Source organism: Zobellia sp. B3R18, assembly GCF_018860715.1.
GTDB lineage: Bacteria > Bacteroidota > Bacteroidia > Flavobacteriales > Flavobacteriaceae > Zobellia > Zobellia russellii.
The window spans coordinates 20,970-41,763 of sequence record NZ_JAHKQG010000002.1 but is presented as its reverse complement, the minus strand read 5'-3'; the positions used below and the strand labels follow the sequence as shown (position 1 = coordinate 41,763).

Genomic DNA, 20,794 nt, shown 5'->3' with positions numbered 1-20,794 from the left:
TAGCGTGAATATAAGGGGTAAAATAACATTTTTACACAAATAAAAATCATCGGATAGAAGTATAGATTACTATGGTTTCAAAAAATCAAGTCAAACTTGTAAAAAGTCTACATCAAAAAAAGTACCGAAATCGTCATAATCTCTTCGTTGCCGAAGGTATAAAGGTTGTTCAGGAGTTAGTGCATTCTAGTTTTAAGGTTAATGCCCTCTTTAGTACGGATGCGCATATTGATTTGGGAACCGAGGATGTTATCGAGATAGTTAGTGAGGCCGATTTAAAAAAAATGAGTGCGCTTACTACTCCAAACAAGATTTTGGGCGTGTTTGAAATACCCGAGACTCAAAGACCTAATTTTGACGACTGGGTGGTGGTTTTGGATGATATTCGTGATCCTGGAAATTTAGGAACTATAATTAGGTTGTGCGATTGGTTTGGTATAGAGCATTTAGTATGTTCTTCCCATACAGTAGATTGTTATAACCCCAAGACCTTACAGGCTACAATGGGTTCCATTTCTCGTGTAAATATTGGGTATACGGATATTTTAAGTTTTTTAAAGGATGCTCCGGTAGATGTCTTTGGTGCTTTTATGGAAGGTGAGAGCGTATATGGGCAAGAGTTGCCTAGTTCTGGAATTTTGGTAATGGGTAATGAGGCCAATGGCATTTCCAAGGAAGTGGAAGCTATGGTGACTAAAAAAATTAGTATTCCCCAATTTGGGAGGAGTACTACCGAAAGCCTGAACGTAGCTACGGCTACCGCTATTTTATTGAATGAAATTAGACGGGGTTAGAGATGGTTATTCAAAAGTAAAGTTTATGAACAAGCCTCTGGTTTTCATAGATTCTATGTTTCCTGTCCATGGGCTATTGGGGTCGTTGTCTCTAATGATTTCATCCGTTAGCCCAAAAACACCACGTATGGAAGGGGTGAATTTAAAATATTCCAGATAAAAGTCAATTCCAAAACCGAGCTCGTAATTGTAGGTCCACTTTTTCATTCTAAATGTGCCGCTGCTGTTGTCGTCAAGGCTCTTTTCATTACTTCCAAGGTTTAGGGAAGCAGAAGGTCCGGCTACTAAAAATGGTTTAAAATTGCCAAAACGGCGCATTCCTACTTTTAACAGAACAGGAAAATTAATGTAGGTAGATTTTACTTCGGTAATGGCATCGCGTTCTCCTTCTTCCGTAGCGGTAAAGCCAGGGAAACCTAAAGTACGTGCGTTATAATACAGGCCTGGTTCAAAACGTACATCAAGAAATTCATTTAAACGCAGCTCGCCAATAAGACCTACATTAAAGCCCGTTGACTCCAAAACTTGTATATCAGTGCCTTGGTTGCCACGATCTTGTTTGTAATCAAATTTAAACCCATATCTATTAAAGCCCAGAAAATATCCGTAGTTCAGAAGTTTTTTATCCTTGTTCTCAATATTAAGAACGGGGTTGGAGTTAAATTGGGCATTCGCCGGTAGGGATAGGAATAAAATACCTCCCAAAAGCAAAAAAAATCTTTTCATTCAAAAAAATATTATCCGTTCGCTTTTCTGGTCAAAAAAGTAGAACCGCTATTTTTACTGGCCTTTCGGCTGCGAAATTATTTTGTAGCAACATATATAGATGCAACCCCAAATGTTTGGGGCTTGTTCTCTACCTCTATAAACCCGATTTTCCGTAAAATATTGTTGAAGGCATTTCCGTGGGGGAAAACAGAAGCAGATTCACTTAAATAGGTGTAGGCAGATTTATCCTTTGAAAACAATTTTCCAATAGCAGGTAACATATATTTTATATAGAGATTGTAACCCTGTTTAAAAGGTGTTTTGGTAGGAACGGAAGTCTCCAGAACAACAAAAGTACCGCCCGGAGCGAGCACTCTGTGTATTTCAGCAAGGCCTTTTTCCAATGTCTCAAAATTACGAACGCCAAAAGCTACGGTAATGGCATCAAAACTACCGGTTTCAAAAGGTAGGTTCTCGCTATCACCCACAACCATTTCAATGGTGTTGTCCAAACTTTTCTGTGCTATTTTCTTTTTGCCAACCTCTAACATTCCCGGAGAAATGTCTAGTCCTACTATCTTTTTAGCTCCTGTTTCAACTAAATTTATGGCTAAATCACCTGTTCCTGTGGCTATATCCAAAATGGAGTTGGGCTTTTTGGCCGTTAAAATGGCAACCACCCGTTTCCGCCATTTAATATCTATTCCAAACGAAATTACACGGTTTAGGCCATCGTAGTTTTCCGATATATTATCAAACATTTGGGTAACTTGGTCTTTCTTGCCAAGTTCAGAATCTTTGTAGGGTGTAACCTTTTTGGCCATAATGGGCAATTTTTTGGGCAAAGATACAATATCGTTTCAAGTAAACCTTCAAGCCAACAAATGAATGAAAGTGCATTTTATCGCCATTTTAAATAGGCAACCAAAATATTATGTAATTTTGCGCAGCAAAATATAAACAGCCATGTAGTTTTTACATTCATAAAGGGTTTATAAACTGCAGACCCGAATTAAGTTGCTGATAAATGAAAATTATTATCGCAGGTGCTGGTGAAGTTGGTTTTCACTTGGCTAAACTGCTATCTTACGAATCCCAGGATATTACACTCATTGATACTAGAAAGGAGAGTTTGGCCTATGCCGATACTCACTTGGATATTCGCGTGTTACGTGGTGATGCTACTTCTATTTCTGTTTTGAGGGATGCAGATGTGCAAAATTCCAGATTGGTAATTGGGGTTACGTCTTCAGAAACAACCAATATTACTTTGTGTATGTTGGCAAAGCAATTGGGATGTAAAAGAACTATTGCCAGGATTTCCAATACGGAATTCATAGAAAATCAAGAAGATATTAATTTTGCTAATCTTGGTATTGATGAAGTGATATCTCCGGAAGAATTGGCCGCAACGGAAATACAACTGTTGTTAAATAAATCGGCCTTTAACGATACTTATGAATTTGAGGAGGGTAAACTAATTATGGTGGGTGTTTCCTTACCTGCTTCCGCGCCTTTTGTGGGGAAAATGGTAAAAGAAGCGGCAAGGGTGTTTCCGGAACTCAACTTTATGCCAATAGCCTTACAGCGAACCGGAACCCAGTATACGGTTGTGCCTAGGGGTGATACCGTTTTTAAACATGGTGATCAGGTCTATTTTATTACCACTAAGGAAGGTGTTGAGCAGTTGTACAAACTTACCGGTAAAAAGAAAGAATCTATTAGAAATGTAATGATTCTTGGGGGTAGTAAAGTAGGGTTTAAAGCGGCTCGTGATCTTTGTGTGAGCAAGTTTAACGTAAAGTTGATAGAGAAGGACAAAGAAAAAGCCTTTGACCTAGCAGATGACCTGCCCAATGCCCTTGTAATTAATGGCGATGGTAGAAACGTTGAATTGCTTGAGGAAGAAAGTCTGGAATCTATGGATGCCTTTATTGCAGTTACCGGAAATTCAGAAACTAATATCATGTCCTGTTTGGTGGCAAAGTCCAAGCATATCAAGAAAACCATTGCTATGGTTGAAAATATGGACTATTTTCAGTTATCGCATTCCATTGGTATAGATACCTTAATAAACAAAAAACTACTTGCCGCCAATAATATATTTAGACATATCCGTAAAGGTGAGGTAGTGGCGTTAATGCGTTTAAACAACCTGAACGCAGAAATCCTAGAGTTTGTGGTTAAGCCCAATTCAAGGGTAACGGGTAGTGTTATTCGTGAACTTAAGTTTCCGAGAGCGGCTACCATTGGCGGGGTCATTCGCGGAGAGGAAGGAATTATTGCCTTAGGGGGATTTGAAATTCAAGCGGGAGACCGCGTTGTGGTTTGTTGTTTGCCAGAGGCTATTCCTAAAATAGAACGATTGTTTCTTTAATGCAGTTAAACTCAAAAATAATATTTCATATCATGGGGCTGCTGTTGTTGTGCAACGGGGGCTTTATGCTATTAGCAGCGTTAGTAAGTGGCATCTATGATGATGGTGCAACTTTAAGTATTGCGCTGGCGGCTATTACAACCATGTTCGTGGGTACCTTTGCTATGTTCTATACTAGGGGGCATAAGAAAGAAGTAAAGCGAAGAGAAGGGTATATTATTGTTACTTTTGGCTGGTTAGTGATGTCTTTTTCCGGTATGCTGCCTTATTTGTTTTCAGGTGAAATACCTACCGTTACCAATGCCTTTTTTGAGACGGTTTCCGGCTATACCACCACCGGGGCTTCAATTTTAGATGATATAGAAGTTTTACCGGAAGGTTTGTTGTTCTGGCGTAGTCTTACCCATTGGATAGGAGGTATGGGGATTATAGTTTTAGCCATTGCAATCTTGCCTTTGTTGGGTATTGGAGGAATGCAGTTGTTTGCAGCTGAAGCACCTGGCCCCAGTGCCGATAAGTTACATCCCCGAATTACGGATACCGCAAAGCGACTTTGGTTAATCTATGTAGGGTATACTTTAGCGGAAACCGTGCTTTTGAAATTGGCCGGTATGAGCTTTTTTGATGCCATTAACCATTCTTTAGCTACTTTGTCTACAGGTGGTTTCTCTACTAAGAACCTAAGTGTGGCCTATTGGAATGACCAACCTCTTATACAGTATATTATAATCTTATTTATGTTTCTTGCCGGAAGTAACTTTGTACTTAGTTATTTTGCTTTTAAGGGTAAGGTACAGCGTGTGTTACAGGATGAGGAGTTTAGGTATTACGGTGGTTTTGTTATTGTGTTTACGATAATTGCGGCCCTAGTGGTTTATTTGAAAGCCGAAGTTCCTGTCACGGAATACCATCCTATGGTTCTGGGAAGTGGGGAAAGTGCTTTTAGACATACCTTGTTTCAGGTAATTTCTGTAATAACTACTACAGGTTTTGTCTCGGCCGATTTTACAAGTTGGACTCCTTTCTTAACCGTTTTCTTTTTTGGTTTGATGTTTCTGGGCGGTTCTGCCGGTTCTACTTCGGGAGGAATAAAAGTAATGCGCCATATTCTTATTATTAAGAACGGATTGTTGGAGTTTAAGCGAACATTGCATCCTAACGGAATAATTCCTGTACGGTACAATAATAAGACGGTAAAGGAGCAAATTGTGTATAATATCATTGCTTTTTTCGTACTCTATATGTTGTTGTTCATCATAGGGGCTTTGGTGTTGGGTGCCATGGGTATCGATTTTGTGACGGCTATTGGTGGTTCTGCATCTTCTCTGGGGAATGTTGGTCCAGCTTTTGGGGGATTATACCCGCTAAGTAATTTTAACGGTCTGCCGGATGCTGCAAAATGGTGGTGTGGCTTTCTTATGCTAGCAGGTAGGTTGGAGCTTTTTACGGTTCTTATTCTACTGACCCCTTATTTCTGGAAACGTACTTAGTTAAATGATAAGTCCTTTTTTACGGAAGCTATAGGTTAAATATCTTTCCGCTGAAAGAGTAGATATAAAAAAACCCCGTTAATAGTAACTATTAACGGGGTTTCAAAAAATTTTTAAGTTACTTCTATTGAAGTGCTTTTTTAATTCTAGAAATAGCCTCTCTAATTTCGCTCTCCGCGGCAGCGTAAGAAATACGAATACAGTTGCCGTTCCCAAAGGCATCTCCGGTAACAGTAGCTACATTTGCATATTCCAATAGGTACATGGCAAAATCCGAAGCGTTGTTAATGGTAACACCATTTAAGGTTTTTCCAAAATAGGCGGTAACATCAGGGTAAACATAAAACGCTCCGTCAGGTTCGTTACATTTAAATCCTTCTATACCGTTCAATAGCTCAAGGATAATAGCTCTACGTTCCTTAAACTCGTCTACCATATATTTTATGCGGTCTGGAGACTCAACCAATGCGGTAATAACGGCACGCTGTGCAATACAGTTTGCACCACTAGTAACTTGGCCTTGTAGTTTGTTGCAGGCACGGGCTATGTAGGTAGGACCTCCAATGTAACCAATACGCCATCCGGTCATGGCAAATGCTTTTGCAACTCCGTTTACGGTAACCGTACGGTCAAACATATCTTCAAAAGCGGCCATAGAGGCATGCTTGGTTACTCCGTAGTTAATGTGTTCGTATATCTCATCACTAACGACTATGATTTGTGGGTGTTTCTGTAAAACATCTGCCAATGCGCGTAACTCTTCTTTGCTATAGATAGAACCACTTGGGTTACAAGGAGAGCTGTACCAAAGCATTTTGGTCTTTGGTGTAATAGCAGCTTCTAATTGCTCGGGCGTCATTTTAAAGTCGCTCTCTATGCTTGTAGCAACTTCAACAGGAACACCGTCCGCTAATTTTACAATATCACTATAACTTACCCAGTAAGGACAAGGTAGAATAACTTCGTCGCCTTCATTTAGAACCACCTGTGCAATGTTGTACAAAGCTTGCTTGGCTCCTGTAGATACTACAATTTGAGAAGGTTCGTAGCTAATACCGTTATCTCTCTTGAATTTAGTGATAATGGCATCTTTTAAGTCTAAATATCCGTCTACAGGTGTATAGGAATTATAGTCTTGGTTTATGGCGTTTACGGCGGCTTCCTTGATGTAATCAGGAGTGTTAAAATCAGGCTCGCCCAAACTTAAACCGATTATATCTTTTCCCGCAGCACGTAATTCACGCGCTTTAGCGGCCATTTCCAAAGTAGCCGAAGGAGTAAGGCTATTGATACGGTCAGAAAGTTGATTTTTTGTGGCAGTTGATGGTGTCATAATAAAACTAAGGTTTGTGCACGAAGCAAATTAAATAACTCATAGACCGTTACTCTCTAAATTACTTGTGCTAATAAAGTTTCTTAAATTACGTTTATTGCAGGTTCAGGGCAGGTCTTTTACCCAGTTCCTTTAAATGTTTAAAGTGCGAAATTATAGCTTTTCGGGTAGTTTCATACTCGTGGTAAGGCAAATTAAACTCCTTTGCCGTTTCTTTCACAATTTCTGCAATTTTTGTGTAATGTACATGGCTAATATTTGGGAAAATGTGATGCTCTACTTGATGGTTCAATCCACCAGTAAACCAATTTACAATCCTATTTTTAGTGCCAAAATTTACCGTAGTGAATAACTGGTGTATGGCCCATGTGTTTTTCATCGTACCTGTTTCATCAGGTAGTGGGGTGTCTGCATCATCAACTATATGTGCCAATTGAAATACTACACTTAAAATAACACCGGCAACGTAGTGCATGATAAAGAAGCCAATAAGTATTTTCCACCAAGCCATATCAACAAAAATAAGGGGTAGAACAATCCATATAGTTATGTAGAGTATTTTTGTAATTACCAAAGTACTCCAATTTACGACCGGATTAGGTAATTTACCGTATGAAAGCTTTCGTTTCATGTAGCGGTACATCTGTTGAAAATCTGTAGTTATGGCCCAGTTAAAAGTTAAAAGCCCATACAGGAAAACAGAATAAAAGTGTTGAAATTTATGATGCTTTTGCCATTCTGCATGTTTGGAGAAACGCAGAATACGTCCTGCTTCCATATCTTCATCATGCTCATGAATATTGGTATAGGTATGGTGCAGCACGTTATGTTGCACTTGCCAGTTATAGACATTTCCCGCTAGGATGTATATACTACTTCCCATAAGTTTGTTCACCCATTTTTTATTGGAATAGGCACCATGGTTTCCGTCATGCATTACGTTCATGCCAACACCGGCCATACCAACCCCCATAACAATAGTAAGGAGAAGATTGGCCCAAGTAGGCAAACCTAAGGTTAGTATCAGGAAATAGGGTGTTAGGAAAATGGCGAACATAATTACCGTTTTAAGGTGCAAGCGCCAGTTGCCTGTCTTTTTTATCTTGTTCTCCTTAAAATAATCGTTGACCCGCTTGTTCAGGGTTCTAAAGAACTGTGCGGAATCTTTTCTGGAGAATCGTACTGTTTTTTGGTCCATATGAATAATATTATTGATAGATATCGTAGAAATGTAAAGCTTTAATTATCGATAAAATATTATTTCATCGATGAATATAGTAGTTTTGCAACCATACAAATATACACATGACTGCCGAATTAGTTTTTAAATATTTTCCCAATTTATCAGATCTACAGCAAAAACGTTTCATCTTACTTGAAGAATTGTACAAAGATTGGAACCAAAAGATAAATGTTGTTTCCCGGAAAGATATAGATGAACTTTATCTAAGGCATGTTCTTCATTCCACCGGAATAGCTAAGGTTCAGCAATTTAAGGAAGGTTCTTCCATCATGGATGTTGGCACTGGGGGTGGTTTTCCCGGTATTCCTTTGGCGATTTTGTTTCCCGAAGTACAATTTACTTTGGTAGATTCTATCGGAAAAAAAATAAAAGTGGTCAATGAGGTTGTTGATGGGTTAGAGCTTGATAACGTCACTACAGTGAACTCTAGAGTAGAAGAGGTAAAAGGCCAGTACGATTTTATTGTGAGCAGGGCGGTTGCGGCGATGCCAACTTTTGTACATTGGGTAAAGGGCAAAATAAAGAAGGAGTCACAACATGAAAGACGAAACGGAATTCTTTATTTAAAAGGAGGAGATTTATCCGAAGAACTTAAAGAATATAAGGCCATAGAGATGTATGACCTTACGAGTTATTTTGATGAAGCTTTTTTTGAAACTAAAAAAGTGGTCTATTTACCTATGAAATTTAAGGGTTAGCCTATAAGCTCAATAGGTGATAATACGCCTTTCTGTATTTTCTAGCATAAATTTTTAAATGTCCCCATACGTGTATGATTAGACAGTCTGCTATCATTCGTGATCTACTGTATGTTTTCTGCATGTCCATAATCTTCATTTTTTACAGTTACTACAAAGTACGTAATTATTACGTTTAATTTACAATTACTTAACGTTAAATTTACACTAAAAGTATGTTTTGCTGATTTTTTACTCAATTTAGAACTGAAAATCAGCTTTATAGACTACTTTTTCACGTTGTGTTTGATATTAAAAACCAAATCTATGCTTAAAAGGATAGTGATTTAATAAATTGTAAATCAGTAGTTTACTACTTAAAAGTTCTTCATTGTTGCAATTTTTGAATTGCGATATGTAGTGTGTTTGTTATTTTAATGTAAATATAACGTTAACTAGAGGGCTAAATTGTGCAGTTTGTCGGTAAAATTTAAAAACAGGACATAAAAAAGCCCCTGAAGTATAATTATACGGCAGGGGCTTTTAGTTCTTTTTCATGTTCTTATTTACTCCAAGGCGGAGTAACTCCGTTTGAGCGTGCGTAGGCTATTAACTGCCCTTTGTGTTCTCCATTATGTTCCATCATGGCAAGAAGTCCGCCAAGCATATTCATTTTAGCAAAGCCAAAATCTACTTCGTTGGCAAATTGATCATCTTCTACTAGAACGATTTTTTCAAGAACAAATTCATTGGACTTTTTAAGTGCGGCAATAATATTTTCTTTTCCTGTTATTTTGGACAGGTTCATCATGTCAACATCTTCTGGTGGGGCGAATCCCATTTTTGAAGCTAAGTAGTAGTTTGCCCCGGCAACATGTAATAGTGCTTCTGCAACGGAATTAACTCCTTCGGTAGGTCTCCAGTCGTATTGTTCTTCGGAAAATGCTTCCGCTAGAGCAACTACTTGTCCTTGGTTACCTTGTAATACACCTTGAATGGTGTTCTGTGTCAATTTTTCTTGTGCATAGGTCATGGCGCCTACCATGAAAAATGCAATCACTGCCAATTTTTTCATTTTTTTAAGTTTTAGTGGTTATAAAAATTCCCCAATCCTTCTTTTTAAAAAATGGGATTGGGGAATTTAATTAAAATTGACCATAGTTTTCTTATGGTCAGAATTATTTAATGGTTTTTTATCCTAAAAAAGGATATCTGTAGTCCGTTGGGGTTACAAATGTTTCCTTTATAAGTCTAGGTGAAACCCATCTTAATAAGTTCTGTGCAGAACCGGCTTTGTCATTTGTTCCGGATGCTCTTGCTCCGCCAAACGGTTGTTGACCAACTACGGCGCCTGTTGGCTTATCGTTAATGTAGAAGTTACCCGCACAGTTCTGAAGTGCTTTTGTAGCTTCGTCAATTGCGTACCTATCTGTGGCTAATACGGCACCAGTAAGGGCATATTCAGAGGTTTCGTCAACTAGTTTTAAAGTTTTGGACCAATCTTTATCTTCATATACATATATAGTAACAACAGGGCCGAATAGTTCGGTTTCCATAGTTGTATACTTGGGGTCTGTAGTTAAAATAACAGTTGGTTCAATAAAGTAACCTTTGGATTTGTCATAGTTTCCACCGGCAATAATCTCTGCATTGTCATCCTTCTTGGCTTGGTCAATATATTTGGCCAATTTATTAAAAGAACCTTCATGAATAACCGCCGTTATAAAGTTGGACATATCTTCTGGACTTCCCGGTTTGTTGAAAGATGCTATGTCTTTCTTTACTGATTCAAGAATCTCTTCTGAAAGGGATTTTGGCAAGTAAACGCGAGATGCGGCACTACATTTTTGACCTTGGAACTCAAAACTTCCACGAACAATAGCTGTAGCTACTTGTTGAGGTTTGGCCGAAGGATGTGCTATGATAAAATCTTTTCCACCGGTCTCACCAACTATTTTTGGGTATGTTTTGTAGGTGTGAATGTTGTTTCCTATCTGTTTCCAAAGTTCTTTGAATACGTGGGTTGAACCTGTAAAATGTATACCGGCAAAATCTGGGCTGGCCAATACAGTCTCGGTAATCATTACGGGATCACCGTAAACTACGTTAATAACCCCATCAGGAAGACCGGCTTCTTTAAAGATGTCAACAATAACCTTTGCGGAGAAAATTTGGCTATCGCTGGGCTTCCAAACCACAACGTTACCCATCATAGCCGCACTTGCAGGAAGGTTTCCGGCAATAGCGGTAAAGTTAAAAGGGGTAATGGCATATACAAAACCTTCAAGAGGTCTGTATTCTACACGGTTCCAAATCCCTTCTGCGGAATCAGGTTGTTCCTCGTAGATTTGTGACATATATTCTACGTTAAAACGAAGGAAATCAATCAACTCACATGCCGAATCAATTTCTGCTTGGTGAATGTTCTTTGATTGTGCGATCATTGTTGCCGCGTTGATTTTTGCACGGTAAGGTCCGGCAATCAATTCGGCGGCTTTTAAGAAAATAGCGGCACGTTGCTCCCAAGTTAGGTCTGCCCATGCGGATCTTGATGCTAAACAGTTGTCAATTGCCTTGGTCACATGTGTTTTTTCTGCAACATGATAGTGGCCTACAACGTGTTTATGGTCGTGCGGGGGAGACATTGGCTTGGTATTGCCCGTCTTAATTTCTTCGCTACCTATATATAATGGTATATCCTCGTTGCCGTTAAAATAAGAACGGTACTGTTCTAGGACTTCTTCTCTTTCTGGAGAGCCCGGCGCATAACTTTTTATGGGTTCGTTAATCGCTGTCGGTACATGAAAAAAACCTTTGCTCATAATACTATAATTAAGTTTTAATAGAGTCCAAAGGTAGGATTCTTAAAGCGAATAAAAAATTGCTGAAGCACTAATGAATCACATGAAAAGTGCTAAAAAAAACTTAATAAAATTAAAGGCAAATGTTTTTGTTCTTGTTGCGTAAGCAGTCTGCTAACAGATTGTTAGGCAAGAATCAAAATCACTATAAATATTGAAAGTAGAAGGCCTAGTTTAATGCAAAAGGTGCATGGAATTTAAAAGTGGGGATGTATACCCTGAACTTTTCGGTAGAGCTAAAGTTGACCATATTATAATGGCCTTTCATGGCTCCTATAGGAGAAGTTAAAAGGCACCCAGAAGTATAGGTGTGCGATTCTCCAGGTTTAATAACCGGCTTTTTGCCAATTACACCTTCGCCATCTAGAACTTCTAGCTCGTTTAACGCATCGTAAATTTTCCAATGACGGGAAGTAAGTTGAACCGAGTCCTTACTTTGGTTCTCTATGGTAATTGTGTAGCCAAAAGCAAAATGCATTTTATAGTTCTTGAAGAATGTACCTTCAAAACTAGTGTTTACCGAAATTTTAATGCCCTTGGTTACTTGTGTTATCATATGTTTTCCTTCTAAAAGGTGATAATATTACCGGTAAATAGTAGTACCGTTGATAATATAGCCAATATAAAAAAAATAGTGTTCAGAAATAGATATTTAACAATAGTTTTAAATATGCTCTGACCGTAAAAATTTCGCATAGCTGCAAAGAGGTATGTCGAAAAAATCATTAAGAAAATCCAATTGCTCTGAATTTTGAAAATTGAGTCAATCAAATAGCTAATAATGAGCAAGATAAACAATAACGCCGTGTTGTGAAAACTAAAGATCAAATGATCGGTATAACTATATTTTTTTCTGATATACATCAGCCAAATAAACAGGGTAAACACGGGTAAAAAGAAAAATATGACAAATGGTAATTTAGATATTAGGGTGCTTAGAAAAGTTCCGGGAGACCTCTGGAACTTTAAAAATCCGTTTGCAATGTTGAAAATTGCTTTATTTTCAAAGGTGTGGGGAATTTGATATGTGTCCGTCACGTCTTGGAAGTCATATATGGTATCATTTTTTAAGAGCGTGGTAAAAAACTCCCGTTTTTTTGTTGTTGCGGTCACTTAAAGAACCTTGGTCTATTTTTTTGAAATACACTATGGGGTCTAAAAGTATTGTAGAATCGCGCTTCCGTTTTTGTTTTATATAATTGTCATAGTGCACTATCTTTCTAAGAGAGTCTATTGTTACGGAAAGTTCAGCAGTGTCTTCTTCGTTTATTTCATTGGCCCATTCATAGACCAAGTTTTCCGCTTTTGAAAAGTCTTGAGAACCGTACTTGTCGTATTTTGAGAAATTACTGCTAAAGTTTATGATCAAGAAATAGATTATGGCTAGACTTAATAAAAACCGAAAAGGGTTTGTGTACGAAATGCGTTTGCCGTCTATATAACTTTTAGTGATTTTTCCCGGTTTTATCAGTAAGGTAGACAGTGTGCGAAGCAATCGGGAGTCATAGGAAATTAACGTCCCAAAAAACTCGTCAAGGTAATCTTTAATGGTAATTTTCTTTGTACTGTTCGCCTGCGCGCAATTAGGACAGTATTTATCGCTCAGGTCTAGAGGGTGTCCGCAGTTAAGGCATTCTGTGCCTCGGTAGTTTAAATTATATCTTCCTTTTCCGGAGACGGTGGGTTTGTTGGTCATTTATCCAAAGGGTATTCAAGGATAAATATAATCTAATTACTGATATTTCTTGAGTTTGCAGAACCAACGCCAATAATACTGTCGTATAAATCGCCAAAATTTCTATAGTAAACTAATATAAGGTAGTTGTTTTCGGTAAAGTGAAAGTTACCGCCAATTGTATTGGTTTCAATAGTACCGTCTTCACGCTTAATAACATACTTGTAGTTGTAGAAGCCCTGTTTCAATTTTATTTGGGCCTCCATCATGCCGTTGTCCTCGTTGTAGGTCATCTTATTTTCATCGGACAAGTCGTAGTTATTGAACTTTCCGTAAATATAAACTTCGTCTAGCTCCAACCTTTCATCATAAGGTAGCGAAAAATGAACCATGGTGTATTCGGCTTCTCTAGAATTGTCTTCGCCCTGTAACGTGCGAATTACAAAGTCTCCGTTAATATCCGGATAATAGGTGTAGGGGTGGTCTGATCGGTAGCTGTCCGCAAATAAATAGTGATTGTAAAGATCGTTGATTTCTATTCTTGAAATTTGAGAAGTTGGAGCCCTCAGGTCGCTGGTGTCAAAATTTAAAAATTCGTTGCCTCCATAAAAACTGGTTTCCTGATCATATTTGTATACCAGTTCTGTACCTATTGTGTATTGCGGGGCCACATCATAAAGAGCGGTTTCCCATTGGTGATTCTGCACAATAGCTACTTTCACTTCTTTTTTAGGGTTTACCAGTTGAAAGTTGCCGGCGTTAATGTTGAACTGAACAACTTGTTTTTCATTTATAAAATTGAAATCACGGGAACGTTTAATGCTTCCGCCTACGGTAACGATATCCTTAAACACAACAAAGCGTCTGGAAAATTGAAGCTCATAACTGTCATTATATATCTCTAGAACGTAATTTCCGCTAACTTTTAGGCCTACATTTTCGTTAGGAATGGATAATTTGTAGTTGGAGTAGGACTGTAGTGTTGAGTAGCTGTTCTCGTAATTAATGATGCGTTGGTTGTCTACACCGTTCAAGTATTGCGATTTTAAAAGTTGGGAGGGTTGCCAATCGTAATTACAATGTATGATTTTGTAATAGTAGTCGCTCTCGGAGGCTGTTGTGTCATCAAACTCCAGTTTTATGGTCTCTCCGAGCTCCACAACAGGAAATTGGTCTTCCGTAGGTCCGCCAAAAATAACTGTCTTAATATTTTCGGGCGGGTTAACTTCCGTTTGAACCTGAGCGTATAAAGATGAAGTTAGGGTAAGGAGAAAAACCAATATAATATTCAAGCGCATTACCTGCTATTTTTTGCTGTAAAGGTAAACAAAAAGCGTACCTAAAAAATTTAGATCGGTGTGTTGTCCAAATTTCTAGGCATTTATTATGAAAACAATCCTTTTAGTATTATTTTTGCTCGAAATTTTGTTAACCTAAGGTCTAGAACAATATGTCTAAAGACATCAGGATTAAAAAGGGCTTGAACATAAAACTTGTTGGAGCTGCAGAGCAAACTACCTCAAAAGCCGTTTTAAGTAACGTTTATGCAATAGACTTAAACGATTTTCACGGAGTCACACCTAAAATGCTAATTAAGCAAGGTGCTGAAGTCAAAGCGGGAGAACCACTTTTTTACAATAAAAACAAGGAAAGCATGCTTTTCGTTTCGCCTGTTAGTGGCGAGCTGGTTGAGATTGTAAGAGGAGCGCGAAGACGCATTCTTTCATTGAAAATTTTAGCGGACAAAGAGCAAACGGGTATTGCGCATGATTTGTTGAACGTAGAAGGTGCTTCTAAAGAAGAAGTGAAAGCATACCTTTTAAAAGGAGGGTGCTGGCCTTTTATTAAGCAACGTCCGTACGATATTATCGCAGATCCGGATACGAATCCAAAAGCGATTTTCGTTTCGGGCTATGTTACCGCTCCTTTGGCAGCCGACTTGAATTATGCTTTGCAAGGAAAAGAAAAGGAACTTCAGGCGGCCATTACCGCTTTGGGTAAATTAACGCCCGGTAAGGTTCATGTTTCCGTTGGAAAATCTGAAAACTCGCCATTGGCCGGTTTAAACGGTGTGGAACTGCATAAAGTTTCGGGTCCGCATCCCGCTGGTTTGGTAGGAACGCAGATAAATAAAATAGACCCGATCAATAAAGGGGAAACGGTTTGGACCGTAACACCTCAGGATTTAGTGATAATAGGAGAATTACTATTGACCGGGAAATTTAATGCAGAGCGTATTGTTGCCTTGGCCGGTTCTTCGGTTAAAGCGCCAAAATATTACAAAACTAAAATTGGAACTGAGATTTCTACCTTTTTATATGGTAGCGGTGTAGAAGGTGATAACTTTAGGGTGATAAATGGTGATGTGCTTACGGGTTCAAAATCAGCTCCTGATGGTCATTTAGGGTATTATAACAATACAGTGACCGCTATTCCTGAAGGTGATGATTATGAGTTTTTTGGCTGGAATAAGCCAATCTTCAATAAAATATCGGCTACAAGGGCATTAACGTTCTCTTGGATGCAACCGAATAAAAAATACGACCTTACTACAAATACAAACGGAGAGCACCGTGCTTTTGTGGTTACCGGAATGTATGAAAAAGTATTTCCGTTGGATATTTTTCCTATGCAGTTGCTTAAGGCTTGTATGGTGAAGGATTTAGATGAGATGGAGCAACTGGGGCTTTATGAAGTAGCGCCGGAAGATTTCTCGTTGACTGAGTTTGTTTGTGTTTCCAAGCAACCACATCAACAGATTATTAGAGAAGGATTAGATCTATTGCATAAAGAAATAGGATAAAAGATGAGTGATAAAAAACTGACTTTCAAAAAAAGGTTGCACATTTTAAAGCACCATTATAGGGGCAAAAAAATGGCTCCTGCATTTAATGCGTTGCACACATTTTTGTTTGCTCCAGATGAAACCACACATTCGGGTTCTCATGTTAGGGCAGCAGATGATTTAAAGCGTACCATGAACACGGTTATTATGGCCTTGGTTCCGGTATTGCTTTTTTCAATGTTCAATGCAGGGTATCAGCATTATTCGGCTATTAACGGTTTTCCTGCGGAATTTTCGTTAATGAACGATTTTCTTACTTGGGACAATTTCTGGATCGGAATTATAAAAGTACTTCCGTTAGTAGTTGTATCCTACGGGGTAGGTCTGTTGATCGAATTTATTTTTGCCGTTATTAAAGGCCATGAGGTAGAGGAAGGTTACTTGGTTACTGGTATGTTGGTGCCGTTGATCGTTCCTATTGATACACCACTTTGGATGTTGGCTGTAGCCGTAGTCTTTGGTGTGGTAATCGGTAAAGAAGTATTTGGTGGTACGGGAATGAACATTCTTAACCCAGCGTTGACGATTAGGGCTTTCTTGTTCTTTGCTTATCCTACTTGGATGAGTGGAGATAAAGTTTGGGTCTATGAAGCTGTTGAGCGTGCTGGTGGCCCAGATGCTATTTCAGGTGAAACTATATTAGGTTATTTGGCACAGAATAAAGGGGCGGAAATGTCGTATTCTATCTCTGATATGTTCTTTGGTTTTATTCCTGGTTCAGTAGGTGAAACTTCAACATTCTTGATTCTTTTAGGAGGGTTGTTCTTGATCTTTAGTAAAATTGCTAGCTGGCGTATTATGTTAAGTGCCGTTATAGGTTCTTTGGTAATGGGCTTGATATTTAACGGCGTAGTTGATGCGGGTTGGATTGGAGAAACCAGTAAATTTTACGGTTTAATGAGTTTTGATTTCTGGCAGCATCTTATTGTTGGTGGTTTGGCTTTTGGTATTGTCTATATGGCAACCGATCCGGTTACGGGTGCACAGACCAACCGTGGTAAGTGGTTTTACGGTTTCTTTATCGGTTTCCTTTCGGTAATGATCCGTGTATTTAACCCAGCGTATCCAGAAGGTGTTTTCTTAGCGATTCTCTTAATGAACGTATTTGCACCAACAATTGACCATTATGTGGTTCGTGGAAACGTAAAACGTAGAATGAAACGATTGAAAAATGCAACCATCTTGCCAAAAGATTCAGCTGGCAAGGCAAATGAACTTCACGTAGAAACCGTATAATCATGGCAATCAATACAGATAAAAATTCATACACCGTTATTTTTGCTGCCGTTATGGTAGTGATCGTAGGGTCTATTCTTGCTTTTATGTCTTCGAGCTTAAAAGATAGAATTACCGAGAACGAACGGTTCGAAAAACAACAGAACATTCTTTATGCCATGGGCGTAAACGATAATGTTGATGAGGGTAGTGTAAATTTTGTTTCGACCGATAAGGTAGAGGGAGAGTTTAAAAACTATATTAAAGAGCAGTTGGTTATTGAAGGTGATAAAATCACTGAAAATGATGAAGCTTATTTAATAGACATGAAAAAGCAAATGGCAATCGCTGGAAAAGGCGAGACCCCTAAGCTTCCTTTAATGATAGGAGAGAAGGATGGTAAAAAATACTACATCATTCCTATGTACGGAAAAGGGCTTTGGGATGCTATTTGGGGCTTTATTGCTTTGGATGATAAAATGGTTGTACAAGGTGTTTACTTTGATCACAAGGGGGAAACTCCAGGTTTGGGTGCAAACATCAAGCAACGTTATTTTATGGATGACTTCACAGGTGAAAGCATTCTTAAAGGAACCGAATATGCTGGTATTGCTGTTGCAAAGGGTAATAATGACCCGTTGAACAATACTAAGGATGATAATGAAGTAGATGCTTTAGCTGGAGCCACAATTACGGGTAACGGTGTTTCTGCTATGATCAAAGAGAGTCTAAATCTCTACAAGGACTATTTACAAACCGTTAGCGCAAAATAATATGGCACTATTAACAAAAAAAGATGCAAGTTTAATAACGGATCCGTTAGCGGATAATAACCCGATTACTATTCAGGTATTGGGTATCTGTTCCGCCTTGGCAATTACCGCCGAACTAAAGGCTTCGATTGTAATGGCTGTTGCTGTAATGTTCGTACTGGGCTTAGGTAACGTGGTCATCTCTTTAATGAGAAATGTTATTCCTTCAAAAATTAGGATTATCGTACAGTTAATTGTAGTTGCTACTTTAGTGATTGTGGTTGACCAAGTGCTTAAGGCTTTTGCTTACGAGCTTAGTAAAACCTTATCCGTATTTGTTGGTTTAATTATTACCAATTGTATTATTATGGGACGTTTTGAAGCTTTTGCTTTGGCTAACGGTCCATGGAGATCCTTTTTGGATGGTATAGGAAATTCACTGGGATACGGTGTTATTTTAATAATCGTAGGTTTTTTCAGAGAGCTTTTAGGTTCAGGAACTCTTTTGGGGTATAAAGTTTTAGGTGATCCAATTGCCAAAACCGGATTATACGCAACAGGCTATGAGAACAACGGATTTATGATTATTCCACCGGCAGCACTTATTGTTGTGGGTATTATCATATGGGTACAGCGCTCAAGGAATCCTGCACTTGTAGAAGATAATTAATTAAGGCAAAAAGATAGAATTATGTTAGAGCATATAGAATTATTTTTTAAATCCATCTTTATAGATAACATGGTATTTGCCGTGTTCTTGGGGATGTGTTCTTACCTAGCGGTTTCCAAAAAAGTAGCTACTGCCGTAGGTTTAGGGGCGGCTGTAATCTTTGTACTTGCTGTTACCGTACCGTTGAACTGGTTGTTAGATCAATATCTATTAAGAGATGGTGCTTTAGTCTGGTTAGGGCCTGAATATGCAGATTACAATTTGAGCTTTCTTTCGTTTATTCTTTTTATCGCAACCATTGCAACAATGGTTCAATTGGTAGAAATTGTAGTAGAAAAGTTTTCTCCATCATTATATAACTCATTGGGTATTTTCTTGCCATTAATTGCGGTAAACTGCGCTATTTTGGGTGGTTCTCTGTTCATGCAGGCAAGGGATATTCAAACTTTAGGTCTGGCACTTAATTATGGTGTTAGTTCTGGTATTGGTTGGTTCCTGGCTATTTTGGCCATAGCTGCTATTCGTGAGAAAATTAGATATTCAAATGTACCCGCTCCGTTAAGAGGCTTGGGTATTACTTTTATCATTACAGGTTTAATGGGTATCGGTTTTCAAAGTTTTGGAGGTATGTTAACAGGAGGTGACGATGCTCCTCCTGTGGAGGAACAACGTATGGATTACGATAAGGTATCCGAAAATAAAGAGAAAGAGAATAAAGAAGAGATCGATAGTAAAGAGGTCTCTTATAACGACGCCATAAACAAATAGATATGCTATTAGCTACAAGCACTGGAGGAACGATTTTAATTACCGTTGTCGCCTTTATGATACTATTGATGGTATTGGTGGCCCTTTTATTGTTCACCAAAGAAAAACTGTCTCCATCAGGGCCGGTTACCATTACAATAAACGGAGAAAAGAAAATAGAAGTTGGTTCGGGAAGTTCGTTACTTTCAACCTTAGGTAACCAAAAAGTATTTTTACCGTCTGCCTGTGGTGGAGGTGGTACTTGTATTCAGTGTGAGTGTCACGTTCTTTCGGGAGGTGGAGAAGCGCTTCCTACTGAGACACCTCACTTCTCTAAAAGAGAATTGAACGCTGGTGCTCGTTTGGCCTGTCAGGTGAAAGTGAAGCAGGACATGGAAATTACCATTCCTGAAGAGGTATTCGGTATTAAGAAATGGCCAGCTAAAGTAGTGCGTAATTACAACGTTGCTTCTTTTATTAAGGAATTTGTAGTAGAGATCCCAGAGGATATGGGTTACAAAGCTGGTGGTTACATCCAGATTGAAATTCCAGAATGTGAGGTAAAATATGCGGATATAGATATTACTGCACACCCGGAAGAACACGAGACTCCGGATAAATTCCAAGCCGAATGGGACAAGTTTAACCTTTGGCCATTGGTTATGAAAAACCCGGAAACGGTTGAAAGAGCCTATTCCATGGCTTCTTTTCCTGCAGAAGGTAGAGAGATTATGTTAAACGTACGTATTGCTACGCCACCATGGGATCGTGCTAAAAATGGATGGATGGATGTAAACCCAGGTATTGCTTCGTCATACATTTTTAACCTTAAGCCTGGTGACGAATGTACCATTTCTGGACCTTATGGTGAGTTCTTTATCAATGAGTCTGATTCAGAAATGTTATATGTAGGTGGTGGTGCAGGTATGGCCCCAATGCGTTCTCATTTATATCACTTGTTCAAAACATTAAAGACCAATAGAAAAGTTACCTATTGGTACGGTGGTCGTTCAAAAAGAGAGTTGTTCTATTTGGATCACTTTTATAAGCTTGAAGAAGAATTTCCAAACTTTAAGTTCTACCTAGCATTGTCCGAACCGTTAGAAGAGGATAATTGGAAAGTTAAGGAGAACATAGATGCTCCTGGAGATGGTTTTGTAGGTTTCATTCACAACTGTGTTATTGATAACTACTTAAGCCACCATGAGTCACCAGAAGATATTGAATTATATTTCTGTGGTCCTCCATTGATGAACAAAGCTGTGCAAAAAATGGGTGAAGACTTTGGTATTCCCGATGAGCACATCCGTTTTGATGATTTCGGTGGATAATACGATTTTTATTGTCAAAGGAGTTCAGGTTGAATCTGGCTCCCGAGCAAAACGAATAAATAGAAAAACCGATGTT

Annotated in this window: 19 protein-coding genes; 10 read left to right on the top strand and 9 right to left on the bottom strand. The window is 38.6% G+C overall.

What is annotated here, in order from left to right:
* Positions 1–71: 71 nt before the first annotated feature.
* A complete protein-coding gene (locus tag KO513_RS00190; protein WP_215911789.1) occupies positions 72–794 on the top strand; it encodes a TrmH family RNA methyltransferase in 723 nt (240 codons plus the stop codon).
* 6 nt (positions 795–800) lie between these two features.
* On the opposite strand, the gene porT is transcribed toward KO513_RS00190, so the two are convergent.
* Both porT and ubiE read right to left on the bottom strand, forming a co-directional pair.
* The gene (porT, locus tag KO513_RS00185) at positions 801–1,520 is read right to left on the bottom strand and encodes a type IX secretion/gliding motility protein PorT/SprT (protein ID WP_215441293.1); all 720 of its coding nucleotides are present in this window, start codon (positions 1,518–1,520) and stop codon (positions 801–803) included.
* Positions 1,521–1,597: 77 nt separating this feature from the next.
* The gene (ubiE, locus tag KO513_RS00180; protein WP_215911788.1) at positions 1,598–2,326 is read right to left on the bottom strand and encodes a bifunctional demethylmenaquinone methyltransferase/2-methoxy-6-polyprenyl-1,4-benzoquinol methylase UbiE; all 729 of its coding nucleotides are present in this window, start codon (positions 2,324–2,326) and stop codon (positions 1,598–1,600) included.
* Between the two features lie 203 nt (positions 2,327–2,529).
* Between ubiE and trkA the strand changes: the two genes are divergently transcribed.
* Positions 2,530–3,879 carry a Trk system potassium transporter TrkA gene (trkA, locus tag KO513_RS00175; protein WP_215911787.1) on the top strand — a complete coding sequence of 450 codons (1,350 nt, stop codon included), beginning with the start codon at positions 2,530–2,532 and terminating at the stop codon, positions 3,877–3,879.
* Positions 3,879–5,369 carry a TrkH family potassium uptake protein gene (locus tag KO513_RS00170; protein WP_215441297.1) on the top strand — a complete coding sequence of 497 codons (1,491 nt, stop codon included), beginning with the start codon at positions 3,879–3,881 and terminating at the stop codon, positions 5,367–5,369. Before trkA ends, KO513_RS00170 begins: the two co-directional genes overlap by 1 nt.
* A 124-nt stretch (positions 5,370–5,493) precedes the next feature.
* On the opposite strand, the gene KO513_RS00165 is transcribed toward KO513_RS00170, so the two are convergent.
* A complete protein-coding gene (locus tag KO513_RS00165; RefSeq protein ID WP_215911786.1) occupies positions 5,494–6,702 on the bottom strand; it encodes a pyridoxal phosphate-dependent aminotransferase in 1,209 nt (402 codons plus the stop codon).
* A gap of 94 nt (positions 6,703–6,796) precedes the next feature.
* On the bottom strand, positions 6,797–7,900 hold the full coding sequence (locus tag KO513_RS00160; protein ID WP_215441299.1) for a fatty acid desaturase family protein: 1,104 nt from the start codon (positions 7,898–7,900) through the stop codon (positions 6,797–6,799).
* Between the two features lie 107 nt (positions 7,901–8,007).
* On the opposite strand from KO513_RS00160, the gene rsmG reads away from it, so the two are divergent.
* A complete protein-coding gene (gene rsmG / locus KO513_RS00155; protein WP_215441300.1) occupies positions 8,008–8,643 on the top strand; it encodes a 16S rRNA (guanine(527)-N(7))-methyltransferase RsmG in 636 nt (211 codons plus the stop codon).
* Between the two features lie 541 nt (positions 8,644–9,184).
* Here rsmG and KO513_RS00150 read toward each other — a convergent pair.
* The 5 genes from KO513_RS00150 to KO513_RS00130 form a co-directional block, all read right to left on the bottom strand.
* Positions 9,185–9,697 carry a DinB family protein gene (locus KO513_RS00150; RefSeq protein WP_215441301.1) on the bottom strand — a complete coding sequence of 171 codons (513 nt, stop codon included), beginning with the start codon at positions 9,695–9,697 and terminating at the stop codon, positions 9,185–9,187.
* Between the two features lie 118 nt (positions 9,698–9,815).
* Positions 9,816–11,444, bottom strand: a complete 1,629-nt coding sequence (gene pruA / locus KO513_RS00145; RefSeq protein ID WP_215911785.1) for an L-glutamate gamma-semialdehyde dehydrogenase — start codon at positions 11,442–11,444, stop codon at positions 9,816–9,818.
* Between the two features lie 208 nt (positions 11,445–11,652).
* Positions 11,653–12,039, bottom strand: coding sequence for a Co2+/Mg2+ efflux protein ApaG (gene apaG, locus KO513_RS00140; RefSeq protein ID WP_155597605.1), 387 nt, complete (start codon positions 12,037–12,039; stop codon positions 11,653–11,655).
* Between the two features lie 504 nt (positions 12,040–12,543).
* On the bottom strand, positions 12,544–13,179 hold the full coding sequence (locus tag KO513_RS00135) for a DUF3667 domain-containing protein (protein WP_215911784.1): 636 nt from the start codon (positions 13,177–13,179) through the stop codon (positions 12,544–12,546).
* Between the two features lie 32 nt (positions 13,180–13,211).
* Complete coding sequence (locus KO513_RS00130; protein ID WP_215911783.1) at positions 13,212–14,456, bottom strand: DUF5103 domain-containing protein; 1,245 nt, start codon at positions 14,454–14,456, stop codon at positions 13,212–13,214.
* A gap of 152 nt (positions 14,457–14,608) precedes the next feature.
* On the opposite strand from KO513_RS00130, the gene KO513_RS00125 reads away from it, so the two are divergent.
* Genes KO513_RS00125 through nqrF form a run of 6 tightly spaced genes read left to right on the top strand, consistent with a single transcriptional unit; the run spans position 14,609 to position 20,718 of the window.
* Positions 14,609–15,961: a Na(+)-translocating NADH-quinone reductase subunit A gene (locus KO513_RS00125; protein ID WP_215911782.1), complete on the top strand. Its 1,353-nt coding sequence runs from the start codon at positions 14,609–14,611 to the stop codon at positions 15,959–15,961.
* 3 nt (positions 15,962–15,964) lie between these two features.
* Positions 15,965–17,239: an NADH:ubiquinone reductase (Na(+)-transporting) subunit B gene (locus KO513_RS00120; protein WP_215911781.1), complete on the top strand. Its 1,275-nt coding sequence runs from the start codon at positions 15,965–15,967 to the stop codon at positions 17,237–17,239.
* A gap of 2 nt (positions 17,240–17,241) precedes the next feature.
* Positions 17,242–17,991, top strand: coding sequence for a Na(+)-translocating NADH-quinone reductase subunit C (locus tag KO513_RS00115; protein WP_215911780.1), 750 nt, complete (start codon positions 17,242–17,244; stop codon positions 17,989–17,991).
* Position 17,992: 1 nt separating this feature from the next.
* Positions 17,993–18,640, top strand: coding sequence for an NADH:ubiquinone reductase (Na(+)-transporting) subunit D (locus KO513_RS00110; protein WP_215911779.1), 648 nt, complete (start codon positions 17,993–17,995; stop codon positions 18,638–18,640).
* 21 nt (positions 18,641–18,661) lie between these two features.
* Entirely contained in the window at positions 18,662–19,408 is a 747-nt protein-coding gene (gene nqrE / locus KO513_RS00105) for an NADH:ubiquinone reductase (Na(+)-transporting) subunit E (RefSeq protein ID WP_215911778.1), read from the top strand.
* A 2-nt stretch (positions 19,409–19,410) separates the two neighbouring features.
* On the top strand, positions 19,411–20,718 hold the full coding sequence (gene nqrF / locus KO513_RS00100) for an NADH:ubiquinone reductase (Na(+)-transporting) subunit F (protein WP_215911777.1): 1,308 nt from the start codon (positions 19,411–19,413) through the stop codon (positions 20,716–20,718).
* Positions 20,719–20,794 lie beyond the last annotated feature (76 nt).

What these genes read in the sequence shown, in the direction of transcription:
- KO513_RS00170 (WP_215441297.1), top strand. Translation starts at nt 3,879, where the DNA reads ATGCAGTTAAACTCAAAAATAATATTTCATATCATGGGGCTGCTGTTG.
- nqrF (WP_215911777.1), top strand. Translation starts at nt 19,411, where the DNA reads ATGCTATTAGCTACAAGCACTGGAGGAACGATTTTAATTACCGTTGTC.
- trkA (WP_215911787.1), top strand. Translation starts at nt 2,530, where the DNA reads ATGAAAATTATTATCGCAGGTGCTGGTGAAGTTGGTTTTCACTTGGCT.
- KO513_RS00160 (WP_215441299.1), bottom strand. Translation starts at nt 7,900, where the DNA reads ATGGACCAAAAAACAGTACGATTCTCCAGAAAAGATTCCGCACAGTTC.
- ubiE (WP_215911788.1), bottom strand. Translation starts at nt 2,326, where the DNA reads ATGGCCAAAAAGGTTACACCCTACAAAGATTCTGAACTTGGCAAGAAA.
- apaG (WP_155597605.1), bottom strand. Translation starts at nt 12,039, where the DNA reads ATGATAACACAAGTAACCAAGGGCATTAAAATTTCGGTAAACACTAGT.
- KO513_RS00115 (WP_215911780.1), top strand. Translation starts at nt 17,242, where the DNA reads ATGGCAATCAATACAGATAAAAATTCATACACCGTTATTTTTGCTGCC.
- KO513_RS00125 (WP_215911782.1), top strand. Translation starts at nt 14,609, where the DNA reads ATGTCTAAAGACATCAGGATTAAAAAGGGCTTGAACATAAAACTTGTT.
- nqrE (WP_215911778.1), top strand. Translation starts at nt 18,662, where the DNA reads ATGTTAGAGCATATAGAATTATTTTTTAAATCCATCTTTATAGATAAC.
- KO513_RS00120 (WP_215911781.1), top strand. Translation starts at nt 15,965, where the DNA reads ATGAGTGATAAAAAACTGACTTTCAAAAAAAGGTTGCACATTTTAAAG.
- KO513_RS00135 (WP_215911784.1), bottom strand. Translation starts at nt 13,179, where the DNA reads ATGACCAACAAACCCACCGTCTCCGGAAAAGGAAGATATAATTTAAAC.
- rsmG (WP_215441300.1), top strand. Translation starts at nt 8,008, where the DNA reads ATGACTGCCGAATTAGTTTTTAAATATTTTCCCAATTTATCAGATCTA.
- porT (WP_215441293.1), bottom strand. Translation starts at nt 1,520, where the DNA reads ATGAAAAGATTTTTTTTGCTTTTGGGAGGTATTTTATTCCTATCCCTA.
- KO513_RS00110 (WP_215911779.1), top strand. Translation starts at nt 17,993, where the DNA reads ATGGCACTATTAACAAAAAAAGATGCAAGTTTAATAACGGATCCGTTA.
- KO513_RS00165 (WP_215911786.1), bottom strand. Translation starts at nt 6,702, where the DNA reads ATGACACCATCAACTGCCACAAAAAATCAACTTTCTGACCGTATCAAT.
- KO513_RS00130 (WP_215911783.1), bottom strand. Translation starts at nt 14,456, where the DNA reads ATGCGCTTGAATATTATATTGGTTTTTCTCCTTACCCTAACTTCATCT.
- KO513_RS00150 (WP_215441301.1), bottom strand. Translation starts at nt 9,697, where the DNA reads ATGAAAAAATTGGCAGTGATTGCATTTTTCATGGTAGGCGCCATGACC.
- KO513_RS00190 (WP_215911789.1), top strand. Translation starts at nt 72, where the DNA reads ATGGTTTCAAAAAATCAAGTCAAACTTGTAAAAAGTCTACATCAAAAA.
- pruA (WP_215911785.1), bottom strand. Translation starts at nt 11,444, where the DNA reads ATGAGCAAAGGTTTTTTTCATGTACCGACAGCGATTAACGAACCCATA.